The organism is Microbacterium sp. Cr-K32 (assembly GCF_000708345.1).
Lineage (GTDB): Bacteria > Actinomycetota > Actinomycetes > Actinomycetales > Microbacteriaceae > Microbacterium > Microbacterium maritypicum_A.
In genome coordinates, this window is sequence record NZ_JARD01000006.1 from 78687 (window position 1) to 103908 (window position 25222).

Annotated in this window: 23 protein-coding genes and 1 tRNA gene; 13 read left to right on the plus strand and 11 right to left on the minus strand. The window is 69.3% G+C overall.

Annotated elements, in window-relative coordinates; genetic code table 11:
• The first annotated feature begins 55 nt into the window (after nucleotides 1-55).
• Complete coding sequence (locus GZ64_RS19345; RefSeq protein WP_029264783.1) at nucleotides 56-973, plus strand: helix-turn-helix domain-containing protein; 918 nt, start codon at nucleotides 56-58, stop codon at nucleotides 971-973.
• Between the two features lie 30 nt (nucleotides 974-1003).
• Here the strand turns inward: GZ64_RS19345 and GZ64_RS0100755 are convergent, their stop codons facing one another.
• Nucleotides 1004-2200: an MFS transporter gene (locus GZ64_RS0100755; protein ID WP_029264784.1), complete on the minus strand. Its 1197-nt coding sequence runs from the start codon at nucleotides 2198-2200 to the stop codon at nucleotides 1004-1006.
• 304 nt (nucleotides 2201-2504) lie between these two features.
• Between GZ64_RS0100755 and GZ64_RS0100760 the strand changes: the two genes are divergently transcribed.
• Nucleotides 2505-3425: a serine protein kinase RIO gene (locus GZ64_RS0100760; RefSeq protein WP_029264786.1), complete on the plus strand. Its 921-nt coding sequence runs from the start codon at nucleotides 2505-2507 to the stop codon at nucleotides 3423-3425.
• A 215-nt stretch (nucleotides 3426-3640) separates the two neighbouring features.
• Here the strand turns inward: GZ64_RS0100760 and speB are convergent, their stop codons facing one another.
• Genes speB through GZ64_RS0100780 form a run of 4 tightly spaced genes read right to left on the minus strand, consistent with a single transcriptional unit; the run spans nucleotide 3641 to nucleotide 9324 of the window.
• A complete protein-coding gene (gene speB, locus GZ64_RS0100765; RefSeq protein ID WP_021201678.1) occupies nucleotides 3641-4588 on the minus strand; it encodes an agmatinase in 948 nt (315 codons plus the stop codon).
• Nucleotides 4589-4632: 44 nt separating this feature from the next.
• Nucleotides 4633-6249, minus strand: a complete 1617-nt coding sequence (locus GZ64_RS0100770; RefSeq protein WP_029264787.1) for a thiamine pyrophosphate-binding protein — start codon at nucleotides 6247-6249, stop codon at nucleotides 4633-4635.
• A gap of 10 nt (nucleotides 6250-6259) precedes the next feature.
• On the minus strand, nucleotides 6260-7927 hold the full coding sequence (locus tag GZ64_RS0100775) for an amidohydrolase (RefSeq protein ID WP_021201676.1): 1668 nt from the start codon (nucleotides 7925-7927) through the stop codon (nucleotides 6260-6262).
• 59 nt (nucleotides 7928-7986) lie between these two features.
• On the minus strand, nucleotides 7987-9324 hold the full coding sequence (locus tag GZ64_RS0100780) for an MFS transporter (protein ID WP_029264788.1): 1338 nt from the start codon (nucleotides 9322-9324) through the stop codon (nucleotides 7987-7989).
• 211 nt (nucleotides 9325-9535) lie between these two features.
• Here GZ64_RS0100780 and GZ64_RS0100785 point away from each other — a divergent pair, with 211 nt between their 5' ends.
• From GZ64_RS0100785 to GZ64_RS0100795, 3 genes are all read left to right on the plus strand, one after another.
• On the plus strand, nucleotides 9536-10444 hold the full coding sequence (locus GZ64_RS0100785; RefSeq protein WP_231479798.1) for an Lrp/AsnC family transcriptional regulator: 909 nt from the start codon (nucleotides 9536-9538) through the stop codon (nucleotides 10442-10444).
• Between the two features lie 154 nt (nucleotides 10445-10598).
• Entirely contained in the window at nucleotides 10599-12005 is a 1407-nt protein-coding gene (locus GZ64_RS0100790; protein ID WP_029259364.1) for an MFS transporter, read from the plus strand.
• A 34-nt stretch (nucleotides 12006-12039) separates the two neighbouring features.
• A complete protein-coding gene (locus GZ64_RS0100795) occupies nucleotides 12040-12957 on the plus strand; it encodes a cation diffusion facilitator family transporter (protein WP_029264789.1) in 918 nt (305 codons plus the stop codon).
• Between the two features lie 29 nt (nucleotides 12958-12986).
• On the opposite strand, the gene GZ64_RS20125 is transcribed toward GZ64_RS0100795, so the two are convergent.
• On the minus strand, nucleotides 12987-13613 hold the full coding sequence (locus tag GZ64_RS20125; protein ID WP_231479799.1) for a MarR family winged helix-turn-helix transcriptional regulator: 627 nt from the start codon (nucleotides 13611-13613) through the stop codon (nucleotides 12987-12989).
• 118 nt (nucleotides 13614-13731) lie between these two features.
• Between GZ64_RS20125 and GZ64_RS0100805 the strand changes: the two genes are divergently transcribed.
• Nucleotides 13732-14472 (plus strand): MarR family winged helix-turn-helix transcriptional regulator, encoded by a 741-nt coding sequence (locus tag GZ64_RS0100805; protein ID WP_029264790.1) that lies wholly within the window; start codon nucleotides 13732-13734, stop codon nucleotides 14470-14472.
• Nucleotides 14473-14533: 61 nt separating this feature from the next.
• Here the strand turns inward: GZ64_RS0100805 and GZ64_RS0100810 are convergent, their stop codons facing one another.
• Nucleotides 14534-15178, minus strand: coding sequence for a TetR/AcrR family transcriptional regulator (locus GZ64_RS0100810; RefSeq protein WP_029264791.1), 645 nt, complete (start codon nucleotides 15176-15178; stop codon nucleotides 14534-14536).
• Nucleotides 15179-15251: 73 nt separating this feature from the next.
• On the opposite strand from GZ64_RS0100810, the gene GZ64_RS0100815 reads away from it, so the two are divergent.
• Both GZ64_RS0100815 and GZ64_RS0100820 read left to right on the plus strand, forming a co-directional pair.
• A complete protein-coding gene (locus GZ64_RS0100815) occupies nucleotides 15252-16208 on the plus strand; it encodes an alpha/beta fold hydrolase (RefSeq protein WP_081859624.1) in 957 nt (318 codons plus the stop codon).
• Nucleotides 16147-17178: an FUSC family protein gene (locus GZ64_RS0100820; RefSeq protein ID WP_029264793.1), complete on the plus strand. Its 1032-nt coding sequence runs from the start codon at nucleotides 16147-16149 to the stop codon at nucleotides 17176-17178. The genes GZ64_RS0100815 and GZ64_RS0100820 overlap by 62 nt, the downstream gene beginning before the upstream one ends.
• 14 nt (nucleotides 17179-17192) lie before the next feature.
• Here GZ64_RS0100820 and GZ64_RS18860 read toward each other — a convergent pair whose 3' ends face one another.
• Both GZ64_RS18860 and dcd read right to left on the minus strand, forming a co-directional pair.
• The gene (locus tag GZ64_RS18860) at nucleotides 17193-17696 is read right to left on the minus strand and encodes a hypothetical protein (RefSeq protein ID WP_036330891.1); all 504 of its coding nucleotides are present in this window, start codon (nucleotides 17694-17696) and stop codon (nucleotides 17193-17195) included.
• Between the two features lies 1 nt (nucleotide 17697).
• Nucleotides 17698-18303, minus strand: coding sequence for a dCTP deaminase (gene dcd, locus GZ64_RS0100830; RefSeq protein ID WP_029264795.1), 606 nt, complete (start codon nucleotides 18301-18303; stop codon nucleotides 17698-17700).
• Nucleotides 18304-18405: 102 nt separating this feature from the next.
• Here dcd and GZ64_RS0100835 point away from each other — a divergent pair.
• Together GZ64_RS0100835 and GZ64_RS19595 are read left to right on the plus strand one after the other, a co-directional pair.
• Nucleotides 18406-18479 (plus strand) — tRNA-Gly (locus tag GZ64_RS0100835).
• Between the two features lie 170 nt (nucleotides 18480-18649).
• Nucleotides 18650-19081 (plus strand): RHS repeat-associated core domain-containing protein, encoded by a 432-nt coding sequence (locus GZ64_RS19595; RefSeq protein WP_081859626.1) that lies wholly within the window; start codon nucleotides 18650-18652, stop codon nucleotides 19079-19081.
• An 802-nt stretch (nucleotides 19082-19883) separates the two neighbouring features.
• Here GZ64_RS19595 and GZ64_RS0100845 read toward each other — a convergent pair.
• Nucleotides 19884-20123 (minus strand): DUF2283 domain-containing protein, encoded by a 240-nt coding sequence (locus tag GZ64_RS0100845; RefSeq protein ID WP_029264797.1) that lies wholly within the window; start codon nucleotides 20121-20123, stop codon nucleotides 19884-19886.
• A 166-nt stretch (nucleotides 20124-20289) separates the two neighbouring features.
• Between GZ64_RS0100845 and GZ64_RS0100850 the strand changes: the two genes are divergently transcribed.
• Together GZ64_RS0100850 and GZ64_RS0100855 are read left to right on the plus strand one after the other, a co-directional pair.
• Entirely contained in the window at nucleotides 20290-22116 is a 1827-nt protein-coding gene (locus tag GZ64_RS0100850; RefSeq protein WP_029264798.1) for an AMP-dependent synthetase/ligase, read from the plus strand.
• 17 nt (nucleotides 22117-22133) lie between these two features.
• Entirely contained in the window at nucleotides 22134-23057 is a 924-nt protein-coding gene (locus GZ64_RS0100855) for a DUF1295 domain-containing protein (protein WP_029264799.1), read from the plus strand.
• On the opposite strand, the gene GZ64_RS0100860 is transcribed toward GZ64_RS0100855, so the two are convergent.
• Entirely contained in the window at nucleotides 23023-23502 is a 480-nt protein-coding gene (locus GZ64_RS0100860; protein WP_029264800.1) for a hypothetical protein, read from the minus strand. The two genes, GZ64_RS0100855 and GZ64_RS0100860, sit on opposite strands and share 35 nt — an antisense overlap.
• A 159-nt stretch (nucleotides 23503-23661) precedes the next feature.
• On the opposite strand from GZ64_RS0100860, the gene GZ64_RS0100865 reads away from it, so the two are divergent.
• Nucleotides 23662-25218: a serine hydrolase domain-containing protein gene (locus tag GZ64_RS0100865; RefSeq protein ID WP_029264801.1), complete on the plus strand. Its 1557-nt coding sequence runs from the start codon at nucleotides 23662-23664 to the stop codon at nucleotides 25216-25218.
• Nucleotides 25219-25222 lie beyond the last annotated feature (4 nt).

A 25222-nucleotide genomic window follows, 5' to 3' on the forward strand; every position in this document is an offset into this window, starting at 1 on the left:
CGGTTGACCCCGCCGGCAGTGGAATAGCTCACCGCCTCGCGATGTTGCCGAAGGCATGGTGACAGTGGATGCGGACGCGCTCTCGAACGTGCTCGGCGCCGTCGACCTCCGCGTCGGCATCGGCCGGCGCACCTCTCTCGCTGCGGGAGCGCTGCTGCCGATCCCTGCCGGTGCCATCACGCTGGTCTACGTCGTGGAGGGCGGAGTCCTGGGGCACCCTCCGCTCGGCGACGGCTGCCGACTCGACGTCGACCCGGACTCGAAGGCGCGCCCCTCCACCCCGGAGAACCGGCATGACGTGCTGGTCGCGGGCGACGCCTTCCTGACCATCGGCCGCTCAGCGTTCGTCCTCGAGGCCGCGAGCACCACGAGCCTCATGATCGCCGATATCGAACTCGCGGATGCGGCGTCGCCGCTGCCCGCACTGCTGCCGCCCTTCCTCACCGTCACCGGGTTCGACACCGTGGAGCCGGCCGCCGCGGCCCTCGCCCTGAACATGGGCGTGATCGACCACACCCTGAAGCCCGCCCGCCAGGGCGATCCCATCATCTGCCGCATGATGGCGACGACGGTGCTGCTGTCGGTCATCCGCGCCTGGGCTGCGAACGGCTGCGCTCCCTCGGGCTGGCCGTCGCTGTCGAACGACCCCTTCCTCGACCGGGTCGTCGACGCCATCCGCGAGGAGCCCGGCCGCGACTGGACGGTCGAGCGCCTCGCCGGCATCGGAGCCATGTCGCGCTCCACGTTCGCCGAGCGGTTCCGCAGCGCCGTCGGTCGCTCGCCCGCCGACTACGTGACCGAAGTTCGCGTCGACGCGGCCAAGCGGATGCTCGACGCCGGACGGAGCGTCTCGGATGTCTCCCGCGAACTCGGCTACGCCTCGGATGAAGGGTTCAGTCGGGCGTTCCGACGCCGCACCGGACAGACCCCCTCCGCCTGGCGGCTCGCGAACCGCACTCCTGTCCCCGCCTGAAAGATCCCGCCGGAAAGATTCCGAACCCTCTCAGCCCCTGCTGCTGACGCGGTTCGAGGCGCCGAAGAGCACCGCGCCCGCGAGCAGCGAGATGGCGCCGATCACGTAGACCAGTTCGACGTTCAGCGTGTCGACGAGCAGTCCGCCGATGCCGGCCGCGAGCGTGATCGCCCCCTGGAAGCCCACCACGACGAGGCTGCCGCCGGCTTCGAGCCGATCGGGCATGCGGTGCCCGACCCAGGTGTTGGCGACGATCAGCCAGGACGAGAAGAAGAAGCCCCACACCAGCACGACGATGCCGACGCCGATGATCGACCCCGAGAACAGGATCATCGAGATGACGGACACCGCGATCACCAGCGGCGCGAACACCGCGAAGAAGGCGAACGTGCGGTCGATGACGAGGCCGATCGTGATGTTGCCGAGCAGGCCGCCGACGCCGAACAGCGCGAGCAGCACGACGATGGTCGAGGCGTCGACCTCCGGGATGCGCTCCAGCGCGAGACGCACGTACGTGTAGGCGAGGAAGTGTCCGAGCACGACGAGCACGTGCCCGACCATGCCGAGACCGATGCCGGGACGGCGCAGGGTGTCGACGAGCAGACGCAGGCTCGATGCCCGTTCCGCCGGCACCGACGGCAGCGCGAACCGCAGGACGACCGCGAGCACGACCATCAGCACACCCGCGATGGCGAAGACCATCCGCCAGTCGACGAGCTCGCTCAGCATGACGCCCAGCGGTACGCCGGCCACGGTCGCCAGCGAGACGCCGGCCGAGGTGAACATCACACCGCGGCCGAGGTTCGCCGGTCCCGCGAGACGTGCGGCGACCGTGATCGACATCGCCCAGAACGCGCTGATCGCCGCCCCGAGCAGGAAGCGCGCCAGCAACACGATGATCAGATTCGGCGAGATCGCCACGATGAGGTTCGACACCGCGGCGGCGAGCGCCATCCACACCAGCAGCGACCGGCGGTCGAGGCGCGGGAAGATGAGTCCGACCGTCGGCGCGACCACGAGTCCGACCAGCGCGGTCACGGTCACGGTCTGTCCGGCTTGACCCGGGGTGACCCCGAGCCCGTCGGCCATCTCGGTGAGCACGCCGTTGGGCAGGAACTCGGCGGTGACCAGCAGGAAGCCCATCAGCATCAGCACGATCAACCCGCCGTAGCGGATGCGGGACGCTGCGGAGGACGGCAGGGTGGGAACGGGGGCGGTCGTGGTCATGGTTCCACGTTCGCAGGATCGGGACGGCGTCGCCCGACCGGTCGTCCGCGGCACCCGACCATTCGTCCGGGCGCGTCGGGCCGAACCCTCGACGGAACTACCGACGGGGCGAACGTCCGCGGGTCTGGACAAGCCCGCCGCGAACGCCCTAGGCTCGACGACGCACCGGGACGAGCCCGGGAAGCCCGAGCGGAAGGAGCCGAGGACATGAACACCGTCTTTGTCGCGCTCTCCGCCGACCATCTTCCCTTCGAGGCCGCCCGCTCCTGATCGTGGTGTGGCCTCCTGCTCCCGGAGCCACATCGTGTCTGATCTCTTCGCTTCCTCGGAAGCCGCGTCCTTCGACGCATCCCCGCTCGATTCCACCGCGTTCGATCCCGCCACGTTCGATCCCGCCGCCTTCGATTCCCTCGAAACCGAACTCTCCTTCGCCGACGTCGATCCTGGCGAGGGCCAGCGCTGGTCCACGTGGCCGGCGATCACCCCCTCCGAACGCGGCCCCGAGCCGTGGCCCGCGTGGGTCGTGACCTCGGCGGGCGCACTCGACACCGAGCGCGGCATCCTCAAGACCGGCAAGGAGGCCGACGTGTTCCTGCTCGAACGTGCGGTGCCGGGCGATCCCACGCGGCACACGCTGCTCGCGGCGAAGCGCTACCGCAGCGCGGAACACCGCAGCTTCCACCGGTCATCCGTCTACACCGAGGGCCGCAGCACACGGAACACCCGCGATACGCGGGCCCTCGCCAAGAAGTCCGACCACGGTCGCGAGGTGGCCGCCGCGCAGTGGTCGTTCGCCGAGTTCGAGGCGTTGTGCCGGATGTGGGAGCTCGGTGCCCCGGTGCCGTATCCCGTGCAGGTGAACGGCACCGAGGTACTGATGGAGTTCCTCGGCGACGCCGACGGGACCGCCGCGCCCCGCCTGGCCCAGGCCCGCGGAGACCGCGCCGAGCTGCAGGGCTACTACGCGCAGGTCGTCGACCTGATGCGGATCTTCGCCGCAGCCGGCTTCGCCCACGGCGACCTCTCGGCCTACAACCTGCTCGTGCACGACGGGCGGGTGCGGGTGATCGACCTGCCGCAGATCGTCGACATCATCGCGAACCCGCAGGGGCTCGACCTGCTGCACCGCGACTGCGTGAACCTCTGCGACTGGTTCACCCGCCGCCGGGTGGAGTGCGACCCCGAGGAGCTGTTCGCCGAGATGCTCGCCGCGTCGTACACGTGAGGTGTCGCCTCCGGGAGGTTCCGCATCCGGGAGGTTCCGCATCCGGGAGGTTCCGGTCGCAGTTGTTGCCGCCCGGCGGCGTGCGGCGCGGCAGGAACTGCGACCGGAACCAGCGGGACGCGTGCGGCGCGGCAGGAACTGCGACCGGAACCGGCGGGCCGCGTGCGGCGCGGCCGGAAACGGCGGGACGGATGCGAGCGGCAGGAGCTGCGACGTCAGGCGGCGAGGCGGGCGGCCAGCAGCGTCACGAGCTCGTAGACCACGTGGCTCGCGGCGATGCCGGTCATCTGCGCGTGATCGTAGGCGGGCGAGACCTCGACCACGTCCGCCCCGACGATGTTCTGCGATTTCAGAGCGCGCAGGATCCGCAGCAGCTCGCGACTGGTGAGCCCACCGGCCTCCGGGGTGCCGGTACCGGGTGCGTGAGCGGGGTCGAGCACGTCGATGTCGATCGACACGTACAGCGGCTTGTCGCCGATGCGCTGCAGGATGCGGGCGATGCCGGCCTCGACCCCGTGCTCCTCGATGTACTCGCTCGACACGATCGAGAAGCCCAGGCGCTCGTCGTCCTCGAGGTCCTGCTTCGAGTACAGGGGGCCGCGGGTACCCACGTGGCAGCTCGCGGTGAGGTCGATCAGACCCTCCTCGCTCGCCCGACGGAAGGGGGTGCCATGCGTGATGGGAGCCCCGAAGTAGGTGTCCCACGTATCGAGGTGGGCATCGAAATGCAGGACCGCGACCGGACCGTGCTTCGCGGCGACCGCCCTCAACAGCGGCAGCGCCACCGTGTGATCGCCGCCGATCGTGACGATGCGCTGCACCTGCTCGCCGAGGGCCAGCGCCGCACGCTCGACCTCGGTCACGGCCTCGGTCAGATCGAACGGGTTGACCGGGATGTCACCGGCATCCACGACCTGCGCGATGGCGAACGGCGACACATCCTGCGCGGGGTTGTACGGCCGCAGCAGGCGCGACGACTCGCGCACGTGCGAAGGACCGAACCGCGTGCCCGGCCGGTAGCTGACGCCGGAGTCGAAGGGGATGCCGACGACCGCGATGTCGGCACGGGGCACGTCTTCGATGCGCGGCAGGCGCGCGAAGGTCGCGATGCCGGAGTAGCGGGGGTTCACGGACGCGTCGATGGGGCCCACGTTCTCGGTCATTGCTCGTTCCTGTTCGTCGGGGTGATCTGGAGGGTCAGTGGGGCTCAGAGGGCATGCTGCGGGATGTGCACCAGCTGCACGCCCCCGGCGGTGATCGCGGCGCGGATGCTCGACGCGATGTCGTCGCGCCGTTTCACGCGGCGGCCGGTCGCTCCGAAGGCCGTCGCGAGCGCCGCCCAGTCGGGCTGCACCAGGTCGACGCCGATCGGGGCCATGCCGCGATCGACCTCGTTCTGCCGAATCTCGGCATACCCGCCGTTGTCGACGCACACGACCGTGACATCGAGGCGCTGCTCGACCGCGGTGACCAGCTCGTTCACGCAGAACATCAGGGCGCCGTCGCCGATCACGGTCACGACCGGGTGCTCGGTCTGCGCGACCCGTGCGCCGATCGCCGCGGGCAGGCCGTAGCCGAGGGTCGCGTAGGTGGGGGTGTAGAGCAGAGAGTGGGGATGGGCCGCCCGCAGCACGCTGCCCAGCGCCATGTAGACGATCTGGGACGAGTCGCCCGCGACGATCGCGTCGTCGGGCAGGGCGTCGGCGATGATCTCGGCGAGGGCGACCGTCTCGGGTGCGGTCTCCCGCATCTCGACGTCGATCGCCGCACGTTCGGCCGTGAGGTCGCGCGGCGGGCGGGTCTCGGCGGGGAGGGACGTCAGCAGCGCCTCCAGAACGGCGGCCGCATCGCCCGTGATCCCGACGGTCGCGGCGAGGTTCTTGTCGCGCTGCGCCGGTGAGATGTCGATGCGGATCACGGTTCCACGGGCTTCGAGTCGCGGTGCCCACAGCTCGGCCTCGCCGAGCTTCGAGCCGACCACGAGCAGCACGTCGGCGTCTTCCGCGACGACGCGGGCGGCCGCGAGACGAAGGTTCGAGCCGAGGGAGAGGGGGTGCCGTTCATCGACCACACCCTTGCCGTTCAGCGTGGTCAGCACCGGGGCACCGAGTCGCTCGGCGAGGGTTGTGACCTCGTGCGCGGCATCCACCGCTCCCCCACCGGCGACGATCACAGGCGTCTTCGCGTCGGCGAGCAGACGGGCCGCCTCGGCGAGCGCGGTCGGCTCCCCGGAGACCCGGGTCGGCACCGGGCGCGGTCGCCGCGCCTCGGCGGAGACGTCGGCCGGAGCCTCCAGCACGTCGAGCGGGATCTCGATGTGCACAGGACGGGGACGACCGGTGCGGAACAGCGCGAACGCATCATGGACGGCCTCGACGGCCTCGGGGGCGCTCGTCACGCGACGAGACCACTCGGCGATCGCGCCGACCATGGCCGTGGCGTCCTTCGTCTCGTGCAGGGTGCCCACGTCGGCGAACTCCGCACCGAGGGGCACCCCCGGTGAGAGGACGATGAGCGGCCGTGATTCGCAGAACGCCGTGCCGATCGCACTCATGGCGTTCTGCAGTCCGGGGCCCGAGGTCGTGATGACGACGCCGGGGAGGCCGGTCTGCTGCGCCCAACCGTCGGCCCCGTAGCCCGACCCCTGCTCGTGGCGGTTCGTGACCGCGCGGATGCCGAGGTCGGCGAGCGGCCGGTAGAGCTCGAGGTTGTGGGTGCCGGGGATGCCGAAGATCGCGGTCACGCCGTAGGCGCGGATCGTCTCCAGCACGGCTCGCCCTGCGGTGTCGGCGTACTGCCCTGCCGTCGTGGTGTCGGTGCTCATCGTGTCATCCTCACACTCGGTGACGACGCGTGCCGTCGACCCAGGTCTCGCGCACCGTGATCGCCGAGATCTCCTCGGCCGGCACGACCAGCGGGTCGCCGGAGAGCACCACGAAATCGGCGTACTTGCCGATTTCGAGCGAACCCAGGTCGTCTTCGCGCCCGATCGATACGGCACCCTCGATCGTGTGTGCGCGCAGGGCCGCGAGCGCGGAGACCCGCAGGTCGTCCGGCCCGAGCTTGTGTCCGCGGCGGGTGACGCGGGTGACGGCGGTCTGGATGGCTTCGAGCGGGATCGGCTCGGCGACCGGAGCATCCGACGAGATGGTGAACGGCACACCCGCCCGCTCGAACTCTCCCAGCGGGTTGAAGCGCTCGCCCGGGGTGCCGATGGCCTCTTCCACGCCCTCACCCCAGTTGAAGTAGTGCTGGGTCTGGTTGACCGGACGGATTCCGGAGAGGGCCATCCGCTCGATCTGCTCGGGCGTGGGCAGGCCGCAGTGCTCGATGCGGTGGCGGGCGTCGGCATCCGGATGCTCGGCGAGCGCGGCCTCGATCGCCGACACGACCATCTCGATCGCGGTAGGCGACTGGGCGTGCGTGGCGGTCTGCAGCCCCGCGGCGTGCGCTTTGCTGATGAGCCCCGCGTACTCGGCGGGCTCGTGGTAGAGCTGCCCGGTACGGCACGGGTCGCCGACGTAGCCGTCGGGGAAGTACGCGGTCCAGCCACCGAGCGTGCCGTCGGCATAGAACTTGATGCCGGCGAAGCTCAGGTGCGCGTTGCCGAACTGCCCGACGAGCCCCATCTCGAGCGCCTCGTCGAGCAGGTGCGAGAGCAGGTACATCGACACCCGCAGCTCCAGGCGCCCGGCCTCGGCGAGTCGCAGGTACATGTCGAACTCGCGGCGCGTGACCTGGGCGTCGCCGATCGAGGTGACCCCGCCGGCGAGGAACCGCTGGGTCGCGGCATCCAGCTGGCGCAGGTGCTCCTCGGGCTCGTCGGCGAGGTGGAAGTTCGGACCGTGGTGGCCGATCTTCACGCCGTGCACTCCGGTGAGGATGTTGCACGCGGCATCCGACAGCTCGCCGGTCAGCTCGCCCTCGGCATCGCGGAAGAACTCACCGCCGTCGGGGTTCGGGGTGTCGCGGTCGACGCCGTTGATCGTGAGGGTGTGCGAGTTCACGACCCCACCGTGGCCGGAGGCGTTCATGAGGTACACCTCGCGGTCGGCGGCGACCTCGTCGAGCTCGAAGCGGGTGGGATGCCGCTTCTCGGCGAGGTTGCGCTGCTCGTAGCCGTAGCCGCGCACCGGGCGCCCCGCGGGCAGGTCGGCAGCCGCGGCCTTCAGCAGGGCCACGATCTCGGGAATGCTGCCTGCCTTCTCGGGCCCGCAGTCGACCCAGCTCATCATCTGCCCGAACATGAGCGGATGCGCGTGGGCGTCGACGAAGCCGGGGACCACGACCCCGTCGCCGAGGTCGATGCGCTCCGGAGAGAGCCCACCCCGCTCGGCCGCGGCCTCGCAGTCGGCGAGGGTGCCGATCGCGAGGATCCGCCCGCGATCGGTCAGCATCGCCGTGGCGGTGGAGGCCGCGACATCCGCCGTGTGGATCGCGTGCGCGGTCAGCAGGACGGGTGCCGTCTGGGCCGAGCGGTCGAAGGGGGTGAGCTTTCTCATGGGGAACCTGTTCGCGGTCGTGGCGTGCGGGAGGGGACGTCGTCGGGGTCGGTGCGCCGTCAGGGCAGGCGGTTCGCCGTCGTGTCCGTGCGTGCGGTGAAGGACGCCGTCACGGGTGCCTCGTCGGAGTGCTGCGGCGCGAGCCGCGTGCAGATCCCGGCGATGAGCGCCATGCCGATGAACATCGCGATCACCGACCAGATGCTGCCGGTCCAGGCGATGAGCTGCGTCGCGAACCAGGGCGAGAAGCCGGCCCAGACAGCCGCGCCCACGCCGTACGACAGCGCGATCGAGGTGTAGCGGGCCTGCGGACGGAACATCTGCGAGAGCAGTGCGGCGATCGGCGCATAGGTCGCGCTCATCGCGATGCGCACCAACGAGGCGAACAGGAAGATGAGCGGCTCGATGCGTCCGGGCAGGATCAGCAGGAACGGCACGAACGTGAGCACCGAGGTGATCAGGCCGATGTACATGACGTTCTTGCGGCCCCACTTGTCGCCCAGCCAGGCGACGGGGAGGGTCACGACGAACTCCACGAAGGAGGCGATCGTCATGGCGTCGAGGATGACCTGTTCACTGATCGCGACCGTGTCGCCGGTGGCGTAGGCCGTGGCGAAGGTGGTGGCCAGGTAGTAGCCGCCGGTCGAGATCGGCAGGATGCCGATGCCGAGCAGGATCGGACGCCAGTTGGTGCGCAGGGCGAAGGCCAGCGGCATCGACTGCTTGCGTCCCTCGACCTTCGCCTCGAAGACCGGCGTCTCCTCGACGCGGTAGCGCACCCAGAAGCCGACGCCGACCAGCACGATCGACAGCAGGAACGGGATGCGCCAGCCTCCGTTGATGATGAAGTCGTCGCCCATGCGGGTCATGATCGCGAAGATGCCCGAGGCGAGAAGGGCACCGGCCGGGTTGCCGAGCTGCGTGAAGCCGCCGTAGAAGGTCTTGGACTTCTCGGGGGCGTGCTCGACGCTCATGAGCACCGCCCCGCCCCACTCGCCGCCGACGGCGAGGCCCTGCACCGCACGGAGCAGGATGAGGAGGATCGGGGCGAGGATGCCGATGTTCTCGTACGTGGGCAGGCAGCCCACGAGCACCGTGGCCGCGCCCATCATCAGCAGCGTGATCACGAGCGACGTGCGCCGGCCGAGCTTGTCGCCGATGTGCCCGAAGATGATGCCACCGAGCGGGCGGACGAGGAAGGCGACAGCGAAGGTCGCGAAGGCTGCTGCGGTCTCGGCCAGTCGGTCGCCGCTCGGGAAGAACAGCGGACCGAAGACGAGCGCCGCGGCGGTCGCGTAGACGTAGAAGTCGTACCACTCGATGGTGGTACCGACGAAGGCGGCGATGCCGGCGCGGCGCGCCCGGCTGTGGGTGCCGCTGGTGGAGGTAGTGGTCATGGGGGGTGCCCGCTCCTTTGCGGAAGATGTCGGATAGCGAAGGATGCTACGGACGTGCAGCGCTGCCAGCAAGGGCAGAACTCCAGCGATAACGGGGATTCACTGGATATATGATCGCGCATCCGCACAATGCACGCCTTCCCGATGGCAAGCCTGCCTCCTACACTGAACTTGCGCACGACGAAGCGTGCGATCGCGGGAAACTGACGAAATGAGCGGAACCATGGATTTCGACGCCGAACTCATCCGCGCACTGCAGGAAGACGGCCGCGCCAGCATCCTCTCGCTCGCGCAACGGCTCGGGCAGTCCCGGGCCGCGGTCGCCGCCCGGCTGCGCACGATGCTCGCCGACCGCACCGTGCGGGTCGTGGCCGCCGTCGACCCGGTCTTCCTCGGCCAGCACGTGCTCGCCCACGTGTCGATTCGCACCGACGGGTCGGTCGAACTCGTGGCCGAGCACCTGCGCGACATGAGCGAGACCGTGCTGGTGTCGGCGGTGGGCGGGGCGCACGACGTGGTCACCGAGGTGCGCGTCGGCTCGATGTCGGAGCTGCACGACCTGTTGGCCCTGATCCGCGCGATCGACGGCGTCCTCGATATCAGCACGATCATCTACTCGACCGTGATCAAGGGCTTCTTCGTCTCGGAGTACCACGGCGGGGTCACGCTCGACACGATCGACGAGGCGCTGATCGAGCAGCTGCAGGCCGATGGGCGCAAGAGCTTCCGCGCGCTGGGTGAGGAGGTGCGTCTCTCCCCCTCGGCCGTCGCGACGAGGGTGCAGCGGATGATCGACGCCGGGGTGATCAAGATCAGCGCGGTGGAGGCTCGCGGGCTCGCGCACCGGCAGCTGTCGATGGGCGTCGGCATGACGCTCGGCGACGACGACGAAGCCGTGATCGACGAGCTGCGACGCGGGCGCGGTGTGGATTTCGCCGCGCGCACCCTCGGCCGGTTCGACGCCGTGGCCACGCTCGTCGAGCCATCGGCCGGAGCCCTGTACGCCAGTCTGGAGCGTCTGCGCGCGCTGCCGGGAGTCACGCGCATCGAGGCCTGGCTGCACCTCGCCGTGCTCAAGGAGGACTACGCCCGCACCTTGCGCCCTCTCCGCACGGACTGAGTCGCATCCCCCACCGTCCCTCCGTTCCGGTGGCCGTTGCTGCCGCCTCCGGCGCATTCGCGCGGCGGGAGCTGCGACCGGAACGAGCGTGACCCCGAATATCAGTGCGGCGCGCCGTCACCGAGCGTTCACCGGGGGCCGCCAGACTTCGAGAATGAGCGAAACCGAGGGGCACGGCGCCGTGCCTGAACCCGTGGCGACCGCGAACAGCGGCGCCGTGGCCGTCGTCGGCCTCGACCTGCGCGGCGAGACGCCGGCACCGAAGAAGCAGGTCTACTCCTGGGCGCTGTGGGATTGGGCGACGCAGCCCTTCAACACCGTCATCCTGACGTTCATCTTCACAGCGCTGTACCTGACGACCGAGGCATTCCTCCCCGCCGACGTCGCCGCCCTCGACCCGAACAGTCGGGCGCACGAGGCGGCCATCGCCGATCTCACCTCAGGCCTGGGACTCGGCTCCACCATCGCGGCCTTCGCGATCCTGCTCCTCGCACCGGTGCTCGGTCAGCGCGCCGACGCGGCGGGACGGCAGAAGCTCTGGCTCGGCATCGGCACGGGCGCGCTCATCCTCTGCATGTTCGGGCTCTGGTTCGTCGAGCCCACCCCCACGCTCTTCTGGCTCGGCGTGGCACTGATCTCGGCAGGCTCGGTGTTCGGCGAGATCGCGGCGGTCAACTCGAATGCCATGCTGATCGGCATCGCGAACCCCAAGACCGTGGGGCGCATCTCGGGACTCGGCTGGGGGTTCGGCTACCTCGGCGGCATCATCGCCCTGGTCATCGTGATCGTCTTCTACATGATGGACTGGTTCGGCCTCCCCTCGGACGGCGGGCTGCCGTTCCGCATCATCGCGGTCGGCTGCGCGGTCTGGGCGATCGTGTTCAGCATCCCGATCTTCTTGAACGTGCCGGAGCCCTCGCTCGGCCGCCCCGAGCGCAAGGTCGGCTTCTTCGCCTCCTACGGCCTGCTGGTCAAGGACGTCATCGGCCTCTACCGCTCCCCCGAGACGCGGCCGACGTTCTGGTTCCTGCTCGCGAGCGCCGTGTTCCGCGATGGGTTGGGCGGCGTCTTCGCGTTCGGCGCCGTGATCGGGTCGACGGTCTTCCACTTCGCCTTCCTCGACATCGTGATCTTCGGCATCGCCGCCAACCTCATCGCGGGCATCTCCACGATCATCGCCGGACGCTTCGACGACCGGTTCGGCCCCAAGCGGATCATCCTGCTGTCGCTCGGCTCGATGGTGGTCGCCGGTCTCGGCGTGTTCTTCCTGCGCGACGGCGGGACCATCGTCTTCTGGATCGGCGGACTCATCCTCTGCGCCTTCGTCGGTCCCGCACAGGCCTCCGCCCGCTCCTTCCTCGCGAGGGTCACCCCGGCCGGACGCGAGGGTGAGATCTTCGGGCTGTACGCCACGACCGGTCGGGCCGCGAGCTGGATGGCCTCCGGCGCCTGGACGCTCCTGATCGTGCTCACCGCCCAGACGGCGTTCGGCATCCTCGGCATCGTGATCGTCCTGATCGCGGGCTTCCTGCTCCTGCTGCCGGTGAAGGCACCCCGCTGACGCCCGTGTCGCGCGGCGGGAGTAGCCTGACCGCGTGACCGTGTTCCTCGCCTTCCTCGCCAACATCCTCGTCGCGGTGGCGAAGACCGTCGCCGCGATCATCACCTCGTCGGCGTCGATGGTGGCCGAGGCCGCGCACTCGTGGGCGGATGCCGGGAACGAGGTGTTCCTCCTCATCGCCGACCGCCGTGGGGCGAAGGCGAAGGATGCGCGGCATCCGCTCGGCTACGGGCGCAACGCGTTCGTATGGTCGTTGATCGCCGCGTTCGGGATCTTCACGGCCGGGTCGATCGTGTCGATCATGCACGGCATCCAGGAGCTCTCCGACACCGGTCCGGTGGAGAGCCCGATGGTGGCCTACATCGTGCTGGGGATCTCCTTCGTGCTCGAGGGTGCGTCGTTCACCCAGGCGATGGTGAAGTCCCGCCGACTCGCGAAGGAGCGCGGTTCGTCGACCTGGGACTTCGTGTTGGAGACGAGCGACACCACGCTGCGAGCCGTGTTCTTCGAGGATTCGGCGGCGCTCATCGGCCTGGTCCTGGCAGGAGGCGCCATCCTCCTGCACCAGATCACCGGCGTCGCCGCCTGGGATGCCATCGGCTCGATCCTGGTCGGTGTGCTCCTCGGCGTGGTGGCGATCATCCTCATCCGCCGGAACATCGCGTTCCTCGTGGGCGCGACGGCCGCACCCGAGCTGAGGGCGCGTGTGGGGAAGGCGCTGCTCGGCCTGCCGCAGATCGAGCGGGTGACCTACCTGCACATCGAATACGTGGGGCCGAACCGCCTCTTCATCGTCGCCGAGGTCGACCTGGCCGGCGATGCGCGCGAGCATGATGTGGCGCGGCGACTGCGTGATCTGGAACAGCGGATCGAGGAGCACGAAGCCGTCGAGACCGCCGTGCTGTCACTGTCGGTCGACGACGAGCCGTCGGTGGAGTTCGCGTCGGCCTGAGCGGGCCCCGCAGAGGTTCCGGCCCCCGATCAGCGCTGCCAGTTGTCGGCGAGCTTGTTCAGCAGTCGGGCGAGCTCGATGCGCTCGTCGTCGGTGAACGAGGTGAGCGCGGTCGTCAGCATCTCGCGACGCTCCCCCCGCATGCCGCGAGCGAGGCGTCGGCCCTCGTCGGTCAGGGCGATGCGCGTGCGACGTGCGTCGTCGGGGTCGGCCTCGCGGCGCACGAACCCTCGCTCCACACCCTGCTGCACCAGGCGGGAAGCGCGCGGCTGGTCGACGCCGATCGCCGCACCGAGGTCGCTCACGCTCAGCGGGGCGGATGCCGCGGCCAGCGCCTCCAGCATGCGCATGCGGGCCGGGCCGCCGAGCCGACCGGACGGGTCGGCCATCCACGGAGGCATCCCCGGGTGGCCGCGGTGATGCGCGAAGTGGTCGTGGGGATCGTCGCCGTCGTGCCCACCGTCACGGTCACCGTGCGGGCCGCCGTGCCAGCCGTGGGGGCCGCCGTGACCGCGACCGCGGCCGTCCACTCCTCTTCCCCCGGGGCCCCGCTCGCCGGGTCGCCGACCACGCAGGCGGGACAACGCCTGCGCGATGGCTTCGGCGGGATCCGGTGCGGCGTCGTTCGATTCGGCGTCGTTCGATTCGGTGGTCACCGTTCGATTTTACATGCGACTTGACATGCATTGAGAGTTCATGTCACACTACATGTACATGCACTGTGACATGCACATGCACACTGACATCAAATCGACACCGACAAAAGGACTTCCCATGAACACCTCTGAATCACAGAACGGGCCCACCCAGGGCCCCGAGAACACCGACCGTCCCTTCGGCTACTGGCTGAAGGCCGCCGACCGCCTCATGGCGGCCGAGTTCGCCACCGCCTTCGACAGCGAGCATGCGAGTCGTCGCGACTGGCGCCTCCTCAACATCGTCGACGGCACCGTCGCATCCGACCGCCCGCTGAACAGCCACAAGCTGCACCGACTCGTCGAGCGCGGCTGGGTCTCCCCCGAGGGAGACGGCTGGACGCTCACCGACGACGGCCGCGCAGCGAAGGAACGCCTCGGCACCATCGTCGACGACATCCGCGCGAAGGTCAGCGATGCCGTCTCCCCCGAGGAGATGGCCACCACGCTGGCGTCGCTCGAGAAGATCGCCCGCGCATTCGGCTGGGACGAGGAGACCCCTCTCCCCCGCGGACGCCGGCACGGCTTCGGCGGCCCGCGCCACGGACGCGGTTTCCCGCACGGATTCGGGCGCCCGTTCGGGCGCGGATTCGGCCCCGGACACGGCTTCGGCGCGGATGCGGATGCGGATGCCGAGCACGGATGCCGCCACGGCGAGCCCGGCGCCGGCCACCGCGGTCGCGGACACGGACACCCGGGTCACGGCGACCACGGCGACCACGGACACCGCGGACACGGTCCGCACCGTGCGGAGCGCATCGCTCAGCACGCGTTCGAGCGCGGATTCGACGCGGGCTTCACCCGCGGTCGCGACGCCTGACCGCGAGAAGAACGTCCGCGAAGCGCCTCACCCGACCCATCGGGTGGGGCGTTTCGCGTCCTCAGAGCTCGAGCAGAGCGATGGCCGACTCGTCGGCACCCGCCGCGCGCAGCCGGGCACGCATCGCCGCGGCGGCGAGCGCATACGGTCGCGCGTCGTCCAACAGCAGTGAGCGCGAGTTGGCCTCTTCATTCAGGGCGACCAGCTCGAACGCGAGCACCTCGGGGGCGGCATCGACCTCGCCCGCGTCCGCCGCGTGACGCAGCTGCGCCTCGACATAGCCGTACCAGTCGACCAGCGCCGCGCGTACGGCATCGCTCACCGGTCCGGATTTCGAGTCGACGTCGGCGGCGGTCGCGGCGAAGAAGCACCCGCCGGTGAAGACACGGTCCTTCGAGTACGTCAGCGAGTTGCGCAGCAGCGCGGCGAGACGGTGCATCCCGCGGGGGTATGCGCGCGCCGGCTCGACGATCCGGGCCGTGAAGATCTCGCGGGCAGCGGCGACCGTCGCCAGCTGCAGTCCCTCTTTGCTCTGGAAGAGCGTGGCGATGCTGCTCTTGCTCGACCCCGAGGCTTCGGCGAGGCGGCCGATCGTCAGCCCGTCGAGGCCCTCGACCGACGCGAGGTCGGTCGCGCTCTGCAGCACGATGCGTCGCGACGCATCGCCGCGGGCTCTCCGCCCGTCCACGACCGCACTCTCCACCATCCGCCTAGTATACGAACGATCGTTCGCCTAATATACGTATGATCGTTCGTATTGTTCTGGCGAAGGAGCTCTCATGCCGTCCGTTCCCGCGCTGCTCGCCCGCAGCATCCATACCGCCGCCGCGGTCTCGCCCCGGATCGCGGGCGACATCGCCTACCGCCTGTTCTTCACGACGACTCCGCGGATGGCGGTGCGCGAGGCGGATGCCCCCACCCACGCCGACGCGCGCCGCGGAGGAATCACCGTGCGCGGCGTCGACGTCGCCACGTACGAATGGGGCGCCGGGCCACGAACCCTCCTGCTCCTGCACGGATGGCGCGGGCGGGCCTCGCAGTTCGCACCGCTCGTGCGAGAGCTCGTCGCCGAAGGGTTCCGTGTCATCGCGTTCGACGCCCCGGCCCACGGCGCCTCGCCCGGGCGGGGCACCGACATCCGGGACTGGATCGATGCCGCCGAGCAGCTGCAGACCGACCACGGACCGTTCGACGCGATCATCGGACACTCCTTCGGCGCATTGGCCGCACTGACCATCGCCCGGTCGACCGTTCCCACTCCGGCGGTCGTCGCGATCGCCGGAGCCGCGAGTCCCGACGCCTTCGTCGCCCGGTTCGCCGACGACCTCCGCCTCGACGACGCCACGACGGCACGCCTCTCGGAGCGGTTCCGTCGGAGGCTCGGCATGGATCGGTCCGAGGTGTCAGCGCGCTATGACGCCGCCCGTCATCCGCTCCCTGCCGGCACCGCACTCCTCGTCGTGCACGACCGTGACGACCGGCGCATGCCCGACCACGATTCCCTCCGGTTGCACGATGTCCACGGCGACCGCTCGCGCCTCGTCCGCACCGAGGGTCTCGGCCACACGCGGGTGCTGTCGGCGGATGCCACGCTCGATGCGGTCGTCGCCCTGGTCGCGGGCGCATACCCCCTGACCGCGTCGAAGGATTCCGAGGGCGACGTAGGCTGGATCGGTGGCGGATTCCCGGGGAAGAGTGTGGACCGGCGTTCTGCGCGTCGAACCGCACCGCGGTGACCACAGGGTGGCGCTGCGCGCCGCGGTCAGTGTGGCGGTCCCGCTGCTCGTGCTGTGGATGCTGGGACGCCTCGACCTGAGCATCTACGCGAGCTTCGGGGCCTTCGCCGCGCTCTACGGGCGCCACGACGTGTTCCGTGATCGCATTCGGATGCAGGCCAGCGCGGGTGGTGTGATCCTCGCCTCGATGCTCATCGGTACCGCGCTGTCGGTGCTCGCCGCTCCCGCCGCGGTCAGCATCGTCGTCGTCGCGGTCATCGCCTCCGCCGTCACCCTGCTCGCCTACACGATGCGGTGGCATCCGCCGGGGCCGCTGTTCCCGGTGTTCGCGGTCGGGGCCTGCGCCACGATCCCGGCCACCGCCGCCTCGTTCGGCGACGTGCTCGTGGTCGGCGGACCGAGCGTGCTGTTCGGGCTGGCCATCACCGCGCTGGTCGGCATCTTCACGCGCAGCACCGGGGATGTGGCGCCGAAAGTCCGGCAGCCTGTCGGTCCCATCGCCGGGGAGATGGCGGTGTCGGTCGGCATCGCGATCGCGGGTGCGGGCTTCGCCGGTCTGCTGATCATGGATTCGCACTGGTACTGGGCGGCCGTCGGCGCGGTCGCCGCGGTCAGCGGGCCGCAGCTGAATGCCCGGGTGATCCGCGGCATCCAGCGCCTCGTCGGCACCCTGCTCGGCGTCCTAGTCGCAGCAGGCATCCTCGCCATCGACCTGCCGCCGCTCGCCGTCATCGCCCTCGTGGTCGTGCTGCAGGCCGCCGCCGAACTGTTCGTCGGCCGCAACTACGGCATCGCGATGGTGTTCATCACCCCGCTCGCACTGCTCATGGTGCACCTCGCCGCGCCGACACCGGTCGACATGCTGCTGCAGGACCGCGCGATCGAGACCGTGATCGGAGTGGCTGTGGGCACTCTGGTCGCCGTGGCGTCGGCGGCCCTCCGGCGCCGCCAGCTGCCGAAGCGGGCCTGAGCCTCAGGCGACGCCTACGCGATCGACGCGAACGAGATCGATGCCGCGAGATCGACACCGGCGACGTCTGCGCCCGCGAATGGGAAGGTCGTGGTGTTCAGCAGGTATACGCCCACGATGATCGCGGCGACGAAGAGCAAGAACAGGAAGGCGAAGATCACGACAGTGAGCACGCGGTAGCCGCCCGATGTCGGAACCTCTGGCGCGACGGAGGGCAGCGCCCAGTCGTCGGCGACCGCGGCGGGCGGCTCCCCCTCGAGGATGGCGGGAGTCGGACGCGGACGGTCGGAACCACGACGCGTCGCGGGCGGAGGCGGCGGGATCACCGCGTCGGACGCGGATACGTCGGAGGGGATGTCCGCGGGTGGCGGGGTCAGCAGACCCTCCGGGATCGGGATCTCGGGTGGGGGCGGCGGGATGACGACGTCGGCGGGCGGGATCAGCGGCTCGTCCGGGAGGGCGCCCGGCTCGTCCGGGACGACCGGCTCTTCGGGCCGCGCGCCGCTGACATCGCTCATCTCAGCCTCCGACTGCTCCGACGTCGGTGGTGCCGACATCCGTCCGATGGAAGTTCTGGAACGACCGGGAGGCCGTCGGTCCGCGCTGACCCTGGTAGCGGTTGCCGTAGGGGCCGGATCCGTAGGGGTTCTCGGCGGGAGAGGTGAGCCGGAAGAAGCACAGCTGACCGATCTTCATGCCCGGCCACAGCTTGATCGGCAGAGTCGCGACGTTCGCGAGTTCGAGCGTGACGTGCCCTGTGAAGCCGGGATCGATGAAACCCGCGGTCGAGTGCGTGATGAGTCCGAGGCGTCCGAGCGACGACTTGCCCTCGAGACGTGCCGCGATGTCGTCGGGCAGCGTGACCTGCTCGAACGTCGCCCCGAGCGCGAACTCGCCGGGGTGCAGGATGAACGGCTCGTCGGGGTCGACCTCGATCAGGCGCGTGAGCTCCGGCTGGTCGACCGACGGATCGATGAACGGATACTTGTGGTTGTCGAACAGCCGGAAGTACCGGTCCAAGCGCACGTCGATGCTCGACGGCTGGATCATCCCGTCTTCGCGCGGTTCGAGGCCGATGCGGCCGGATGCGAGTTCTGCCTTGATGTCGCGGTCGCTGAGAAGCACGGGTTCAGCCTAGTTGCCGGGAGCTTCCGTCGTCGCGCCTGCTTTGGCCAACGGGCACCTGCCAGGTAGGCTGGCGTTCGCCCGCTCCTCGGATGCGGGTACGGGGCTGTAGTTCAATGGTAGAACTTCTGCTTCCCAAGCAGACAGCGCGGGTTCGATTCCCGTCAGCCCCTCCACCTGCCAGTTCGTCGTCGTGTGGTGGCCGGACTACGGCAACCTCCCCTGCCGGACATGCCGGAACCCATCGGGCCTTTCCGCAGCAACATGGCGGCCCTCGCCGTCCGCAACGGTATCCGCCAACAGCAGCGCCGCTCGGAGAAGAAGGCCCACGTCACCGTCATAAGTCCTGGACCGTGAGCAACATCGACGACATCGAACCGGAGGTCTTTCCAGAGGTCGCGCCCGATTCACCTCGACAAACGCTGCAGTCGCAGCGAACAACCTCCGCTACATCGGTGAGCACCAAGACAGCACCGGGGTCTACAAGCTCGGGGCGCGGTTCTATGACCCGGGCCAGGGCCGGTTCACCCAGATGGATCCCAGTGGCCAGGAACGAAGCCCGTACAGCTATGCCGCGTGCGACCCGGTGAACCTGTCCGACAGCACTGGCCTGGACGTCTCTGCAGACTGCTGGCGCCAAGCCGGAGCCCTCATCGGCCCGTGGATCGAGGCAATCGCGAACCCGCTTCCGTGGATGAAGGTGTACCACGTGGTCGAAGGCATCAACAACTTCAACGACGAGCCCAAGGAGGGTGCCTACTTCGTCTGCGACCAGTGAGCAGACGACAAAGAGAGGGCAGCTACGAGACTGTGGCTTCGGACCTGCACCGCTCCGCATTGGCCGATTCGACCGCGGTGCAGGTCCGAAGCCCGGGATAGGGTGAGCGAATGACGGACCGTCCGGAGAATCAGCGACAACGACCCGCCGGGGACGAGGCGCAGGATCCTCGCGCCCGGTTGAACGAAGTGACTGCTGAACTCGAGGACATCTCTCGGCGACGGCTGCGGCGTCTACCGAACTCGTGGACTCCCGCTATAGAACGGCGATCCGAGGAGCTTGAAGAAGAGGCTGACCAGCTCCGGAACAGCCTTGGCGAGCCGCCAGCCACTGGACGCCCGCCGAAGAGAGCCTGGGTCGGGTGGGTGATTCTCGTCGGGGCGGTCATCCTCATAGCCGCCGCCGTCGCTGCATTCAACGGACTCTTCTAGGCCGCCGGGCGGACAGTCGCCCATTCAGCCGCTGACCGTGCGCCCGCACCGCGCACAGCCGCCATATGGCAGCCATCGTTACCCATTCCACCGATAGCCCGGGCGACTGTGCACTCAGTCCCAGGCAGCTAAGCAGGACGCGCGGCTCCGTTCTCGAGCAGGGGCGAGATCCAGATCTCCAATCTGATCTGATATTTTCTCTTGAGTTTGTCCGAAGTGGCTATGGAATGCGCACCTCACCAACTCCTCGAGTTCGGCGGAAACATCAGTCCGGAGAACACGTCGAAAGAGCCCCAGTAGTCCGAAATAGCTTTAGAAGTGACATCCATGAAACCCCCGGACTCCCCGGGGGTTTTCTCGTTCCCAGCCGGCTACGGCTCCGTCGTCTCGGTGCGGGTGGAACGATCGAGGTCTTGAGCCCGGAGGATTCTCGATGCGCGAAGGACTTCGATACCGAGGAGATGACCCTTCGCGTCGAAATCGAGGATGATCTCGCCCTCTCCGCGAGGGTCACGGATGCCGGCGACCTGGGCGGCGGCTTCGCCTGGGAGGAGTTCGCGCCCGATCGAGATGTAGGCGGCGTCCGCCTCCGGGTCGTACCTGACGCTCATCAACCGCCTCCTGCCGTTCCGACGACATGCCGTCTTCCACCACCGCGCTGTCCTCCGACGCGAGCCTTCAGATCATCCCATCCGAATCACCATCGGTTCCGAACAACGGTCGATGGGCGATATTCGTGCGCCCTCCGCACCGTATGCACGACCGAGAGAAGGCCCGATGATCGAATCGACGACACCGCCACTCGCCGCGCTCGACGGCTACCGCAACGTCACCGACCTGCTCGTGGCGCGCGCCGCTTCGGCTCCGGATCACGTCGCCTTCGAGGTCGAGGACGCGCGCTCCGGGTCGTGGCGGCCGATCACGACGCGCGCCTTCGAAGCCGAGGTGCGCGCGCTGGCGAAGGGCTTCATGGCCCAGGGCATCCGGGCGGGCGACCCGATCGCGATCATGGCGCCGACGCGCTACGAATGGGCCGTCGCCGACCTCGCCGCCTGGTTCGCCGGCGCCGTCGTCGTGCCGATCTACGACACGTCGTCGCCATCGCAGGTGGATGCCATCGTCGCCGATGCCGGTGTGCGCCTGGCGATCGGCGGTACCGCCGAGCACGCGGCACTCCTGCAGGACGCACTGGCGGTGTCGGACTCCGACACGATCGGGGCCTGGACGATGGATGCCGGGACATCCGCCGCCCTCGCCGCGCTGGTCGCGAGCGGGAGCGGCGTCACCGATGAGGAGCTCGAGGCCCGCAGGACGACCGCCACTCAGGACGACCCCGCGACGATCGTCTACACCTCGGGCACCACGGGCGAGCCCAAGGGCGTGGTCCTCACCCATCGGAACTTCCTCGGTCAGGTGCTGAACATCGCCGCGGCGTACAGCGAGATCGTGAACGAAGACGGCAACACCGTCATCTTCCTCCCGCTCGCCCACGTGCTGGCACGCGGCCTCCAGCTGATCTGCCTGGCCAGCGGCATGCGCATCGCGCACCTCTCCGACCCCTCGACGGTCGTCGCCACCCTCGACACGCTGCGCCCGACGTTCCTGGTCGTCGTGCCGCGAGTGCTGCAGAAGATCCAGGCGGCCGCCGCGGGCCAGGCCGCCGACAAAGGACTGGCGGGAGTCTGGGCGAAGGCCGAGTCGACGTCGATCGCCTGGGGTCGCCGCGCCGAGCGGGTCGATGCCGGCAGACGCGTCGCGAGGGACCGCGGCCTCCACGTGCGTCACCGCCTCTTCGACGCCCTCTTCTATCGGCGTCTGCGTGCCGTGATGGGCGGGCGCGTCGGCTACATCCTCTCGGGCGGAGCAGCCCTCGACACCGACCTCTCGCTCTTCTTCCGCGGCATCGGGGTCCCCGTGATCGAGGGCTACGGGCTCACCGAGACCACTGCACCGCTCACCGGCAACCTGCCGGGACGTATCGCCTCGGGCAGCGTCGGCGCGCCCCTCCCCGGACTCACGGTGCGCATCAGCGACGAGGGCGAGGTGCTCGCTCGCGGCATCGGCGTGTTCGACGGCTACCGCAACCCGGCTCACGACGACGGCGCCTTCGTCGACGGCTTCTTCCGCACCGGCGACCTCGGTCGTCTCGATGCGCAGGGCCGGCTGATCCTCGAAGGGCGACTCAAAGACGTGATCGTGACCTCGAACGGCAAGACGATCGTGCCGACCCGCTGGGAGAGCGCGGTGGAGGCTCATCCACTCGTCTCGCATGCGGTGATGGTCGGCGAGGGGAAGCCGTACCTCTCGGCGCTGCTCGTGCTCGACCCGGAACAGGCCGCGGAATGGGCCGATTCCGAGGGGGTCAGCGTCAGCTCGAGGACGCCATCCGACATCCGCACGGTGGACGACCCGACGCTGCGCGCTCACCTGCAGCGCGCCGTCGACGCCGCCAACGCACTCGTGGCGCGCAGCGAGCAGGTCCGCCGGTTCAGCGTGGTCTTCGCCGACCTCGACGACCGCGGGCTCGTCACACCCACCATGAAGCTCAAGCGGAGCGTCGTGCTGGATCGCGCGGCCGTCACCGTCGAAGACCTGTACCTCTGAGAAACAGAAAGCACACCATGTCCTCCCCCACGCCCTCCGACGCCAAGTCATCCCGCTCCTCGGTCATCGCGATCCTCGCGGCCCTCGTGATCGGCGCGCTCGTCGCGGTCGCCGGCAGCCAGAACGGCGCGACGATCGGCGGCATCCCGCTGTTCGCCCTGGCCGTCGCGGCCGCGTTCGCGATCCAAGTCATCGCGTTCATCCCGGCGATGCTCCTGCAGACCGAGCGATTCTTCGACCTCACCGGCAGCCTCACCTTCTTCGCGATCTCTGCGGCGCTGGTCCTGCTGACGCCACAGCCCGACGCGCGCAGCTGGATCCTCGCGGGGATGGTGATGCTGTGGGCGGTGCGCCTCGGATCCTTCCTGGCCCTGCGCGTGCACAAGGCCGGCTCGGACGGACGCTTCGACCAGATCAAGGGCTCCCCATTGCGGTTCCTGCAGGTGTGGATCATCCAGGGCGCGTGGGTGTCGCTGACCGCGGCCGCGGCATGGATCGCGATCAGTGCGGACTCCGCCACCCGCGCACCCATCGGATGGCTGACCGTCGTCGGGATCGTCGTGTGGGTTCTCGGCATGGTGGTCGAGATCGTCGCCGACGCGCAGAAGTCGGCATTCCGTGCAGACCCGCGCAACCGGGACGAGTTCATCCGCACGGGACTGTGGTCGCGGTCGCGCCACCCGAACTACTTCGGCGAGATCGTGATCTGGGTGGGTGTGTTCGTCACCGCCGCCCCCGTGCTCGTCGGATGGCAGTGGATCGCGTTGCTCTCGCCGCTGTTCGTGATCCTGCTGCTCACCCGGGTCAGCGGCATCCCGCTGCTGGAAGCGCGCGCCGAGAAGAAGTGGGGCGATCGCGCCGACTACATCGCCTACCGCGAGAACACGCCGGTGTTGATCCCGAAGCTCACGCGGGGCGCGGTGCAGGAGACGGCGGCGTAGACCGGATCGCGCGACGGGTGAGGAGCGCGACGGGGATGTGACCGGCAGCGAGGACGACCGCGGCGAGCGCGATCCATGGATTACTCAGCCACCCCGCAGCGCAGAGGAACACGACCACCGGCATGACCGCCATCGGCACCGGAACGCGCCAGAGCGAGGCGTAGAGCAGAGTCTGCTCGCGGCCCTCGACGAGGTACCGACACCACAGCACGTCGTAGGTCGCCAGCGCGACAGCGGCAGGAAGAACCCACCACCAGATGATCGCGCCGGGGACCGTGATCGCCGGCACGACGAAGCACAGCGCCTGCCCCGCCCGTTCGACGCCTTCGAGGGGTCGCGGCGCGCGCACGAGCACGTTCCGCCCGCGCAGAGGGAACCACAGCAGCAGGAGATTGGGAGCGAGCACGACGATGCTCACGATCAGCCCGAGCGGTGAGAATCCCACGCTCGAAGGCTATCGACTTCGTCTCCCCGCACACATCGGGCCCCGACACTCGGTGCCCGCGGACATGACTTCGCCCGCCCGGCACGAGAGTGTGGAGACGAACCGGCGTTCTGCTTGAGAGCACCCGCCGCGAGAGCACGCCCGAACAAAGGAGTCTCCATGTCCAGCGAAACCCTGGTCGTGCCGCTCGTCGACCAGCTCGACGCATTCTTCGGTCAGTACACGGCTGCGGGTCAGTCGCCGGGGCTCGTGTACGGACTCGTCGGCACCGACGGACTGGAGCACACCCGGGGGTTCGGGACCGCCGACGACGACGGCACCGCCCCTGACGCCGACACGGTCTTCCCGATCGCCTCGATGACCAAGAGCTTCGTCGCACTCGGCGCCCTGCTCGCCCGAGACCGCGGGCTCCTCGACCTGGAAGCCCCCATCACCGACTTCTATCCGGAGTGGCACGGCACGGTGGGTGACGAACCGGCTGCCGCCCCGACGCTGCGGCAGCTGCTCAGCATGGGCGGCGGACTCACCGAGGACAACTCGTGGGTCGACCCGTTCCTGGGCCTCTCCGAGGCGGAGCTGGTCGAACGGATCAGACCCGGCTTCAACTACAGCACCCATCCGGGAAGCTCCTTCGAGTACTCGAACATCGGCTTCACGATGGCCGGTCTCGCCGTAGGCAAAGCCGTGAGCCGACGCGTGGAGGACTGGGTCACCGACGAGATCCTGCATCCGCTCGGGATGAACAGCACATGGTTCGACAACCGCGCACCGGAAGAGGGATTCCGCCGAGCGGTCGGCTACTCGCTGAACACCGACGGCGACTGGGTGGGGTTCCCTCCCGCCGTGTCCGATGCCATGGCCGCCGCCGGCGGCATGCAGTCGACGATCAACGACCTCAGCATCTGGGTGCGCTTCCTCGCCGCCGCCACACAGCCCGCGTCGACACCCGCGAGCAGTGACGATGCCGTCGTCAGCCGGGCGTCACGGCGCGAACTGCAGCGCATCCATCAGGTCGACATCCCGTCGCTCCAGGCACGCCCCGAAGGCACCTGGAAGTTCGTCACCGGGGGCTACGCGCTCGGACTCTTCGTGCGCGAAGACCTGCACCGCGGACGCATCGTCACGCACAGCGGCGGACTTCCGGGATTCATCCTGAACATGGTGTGGCACGCAGGATCCGGGAAGGGCGTCGTCGTGTTCACCAACAGCCACCGGAGCAACCCGGTCGCCCTGTCGGAGGACGCCCTGTTCCGCGCCCTCGCCTTCCACGACACCCCCGCCCGCACCGTGCAGCCGTGGCCGGAGACGCATCGGCTGATGTCCGCCGCCGACGAGCTGATCCGCTCCTGGGACGACGGTACGGCCGCCGCGATCTTCGCCGACAACATCGACTTCGACCGCCCGCTCCCCCAGCGCCGAGCTGCGATCGACGAGCTCATCGCCCAGGTGGGCCCGCTGCTCCGCGACCGCGGCGCGCCCGAGGTCGTCTCCGCGGCGACCCCGGCAGACATCACCTGGTCGATCCCCGCCGAACGCGGCGAGCTGATCTGCATGATCCACCTCACCCCGGTGCGCCCCGCACAGATCCAGGAGTTCGAGGTGATCGCCGTGGAGCGGAGCGTTCCGCGTGCCGCACGACCGACCGACATCTCCGCCCGGCGCCGCGCCTACGCCCGACCGACCGTGAGCTCGATGCCGAACACGCGCGTGCTCTGAGCCG

Coding starts and splice junctions, on each gene's coding strand:
- GZ64_RS19345 (WP_029264783.1), top strand. CDS start 56: ATGGTGACAGTGGATGCGGACGCGCTCTCGAACGTGCTCGGCGCCGTC.
- GZ64_RS0100755 (WP_029264784.1), bottom strand. CDS start 2,200: ATGACCACGACCGCCCCCGTTCCCACCCTGCCGTCCTCCGCAGCGTCC.
- speB (WP_021201678.1), bottom strand. CDS start 4,588: ATGACCGAGAACGTGGGCCCCATCGACGCGTCCGTGAACCCCCGCTAC.
- GZ64_RS0100770 (WP_029264787.1), bottom strand. CDS start 6,249: ATGAGCACCGACACCACGACGGCAGGGCAGTACGCCGACACCGCAGGG.
- GZ64_RS0100775 (WP_021201676.1), bottom strand. CDS start 7,927: ATGAGAAAGCTCACCCCCTTCGACCGCTCGGCCCAGACGGCACCCGTC.
- GZ64_RS0100780 (WP_029264788.1), bottom strand. CDS start 9,324: ATGACCACTACCTCCACCAGCGGCACCCACAGCCGGGCGCGCCGCGCC.
- GZ64_RS0100785 (WP_231479798.1), top strand. CDS start 9,536: ATGAGCGGAACCATGGATTTCGACGCCGAACTCATCCGCGCACTGCAG.
- GZ64_RS0100790 (WP_029259364.1), top strand. CDS start 10,599: ATGAGCGAAACCGAGGGGCACGGCGCCGTGCCTGAACCCGTGGCGACC.
- GZ64_RS0100805 (WP_029264790.1), top strand. CDS start 13,732: ATGAACACCTCTGAATCACAGAACGGGCCCACCCAGGGCCCCGAGAAC.
- GZ64_RS0100810 (WP_029264791.1), bottom strand. CDS start 15,178: ATGGTGGAGAGTGCGGTCGTGGACGGGCGGAGAGCCCGCGGCGATGCG.
- GZ64_RS0100815 (WP_081859624.1), top strand. CDS start 15,252: ATGCCGTCCGTTCCCGCGCTGCTCGCCCGCAGCATCCATACCGCCGCC.
- GZ64_RS18860 (WP_036330891.1), bottom strand. CDS start 17,696: ATGAGCGATGTCAGCGGCGCGCGGCCCGAAGAGCCGGTCGTCCCGGAC.
- GZ64_RS0100845 (WP_029264797.1), bottom strand. CDS start 20,123: ATGAGCGTCAGGTACGACCCGGAGGCGGACGCCGCCTACATCTCGATC.
- GZ64_RS0100850 (WP_029264798.1), top strand. CDS start 20,290: ATGATCGAATCGACGACACCGCCACTCGCCGCGCTCGACGGCTACCGC.
- GZ64_RS0100855 (WP_029264799.1), top strand. CDS start 22,134: ATGTCCTCCCCCACGCCCTCCGACGCCAAGTCATCCCGCTCCTCGGTC.
- GZ64_RS0100865 (WP_029264801.1), top strand. CDS start 23,662: ATGTCCAGCGAAACCCTGGTCGTGCCGCTCGTCGACCAGCTCGACGCA.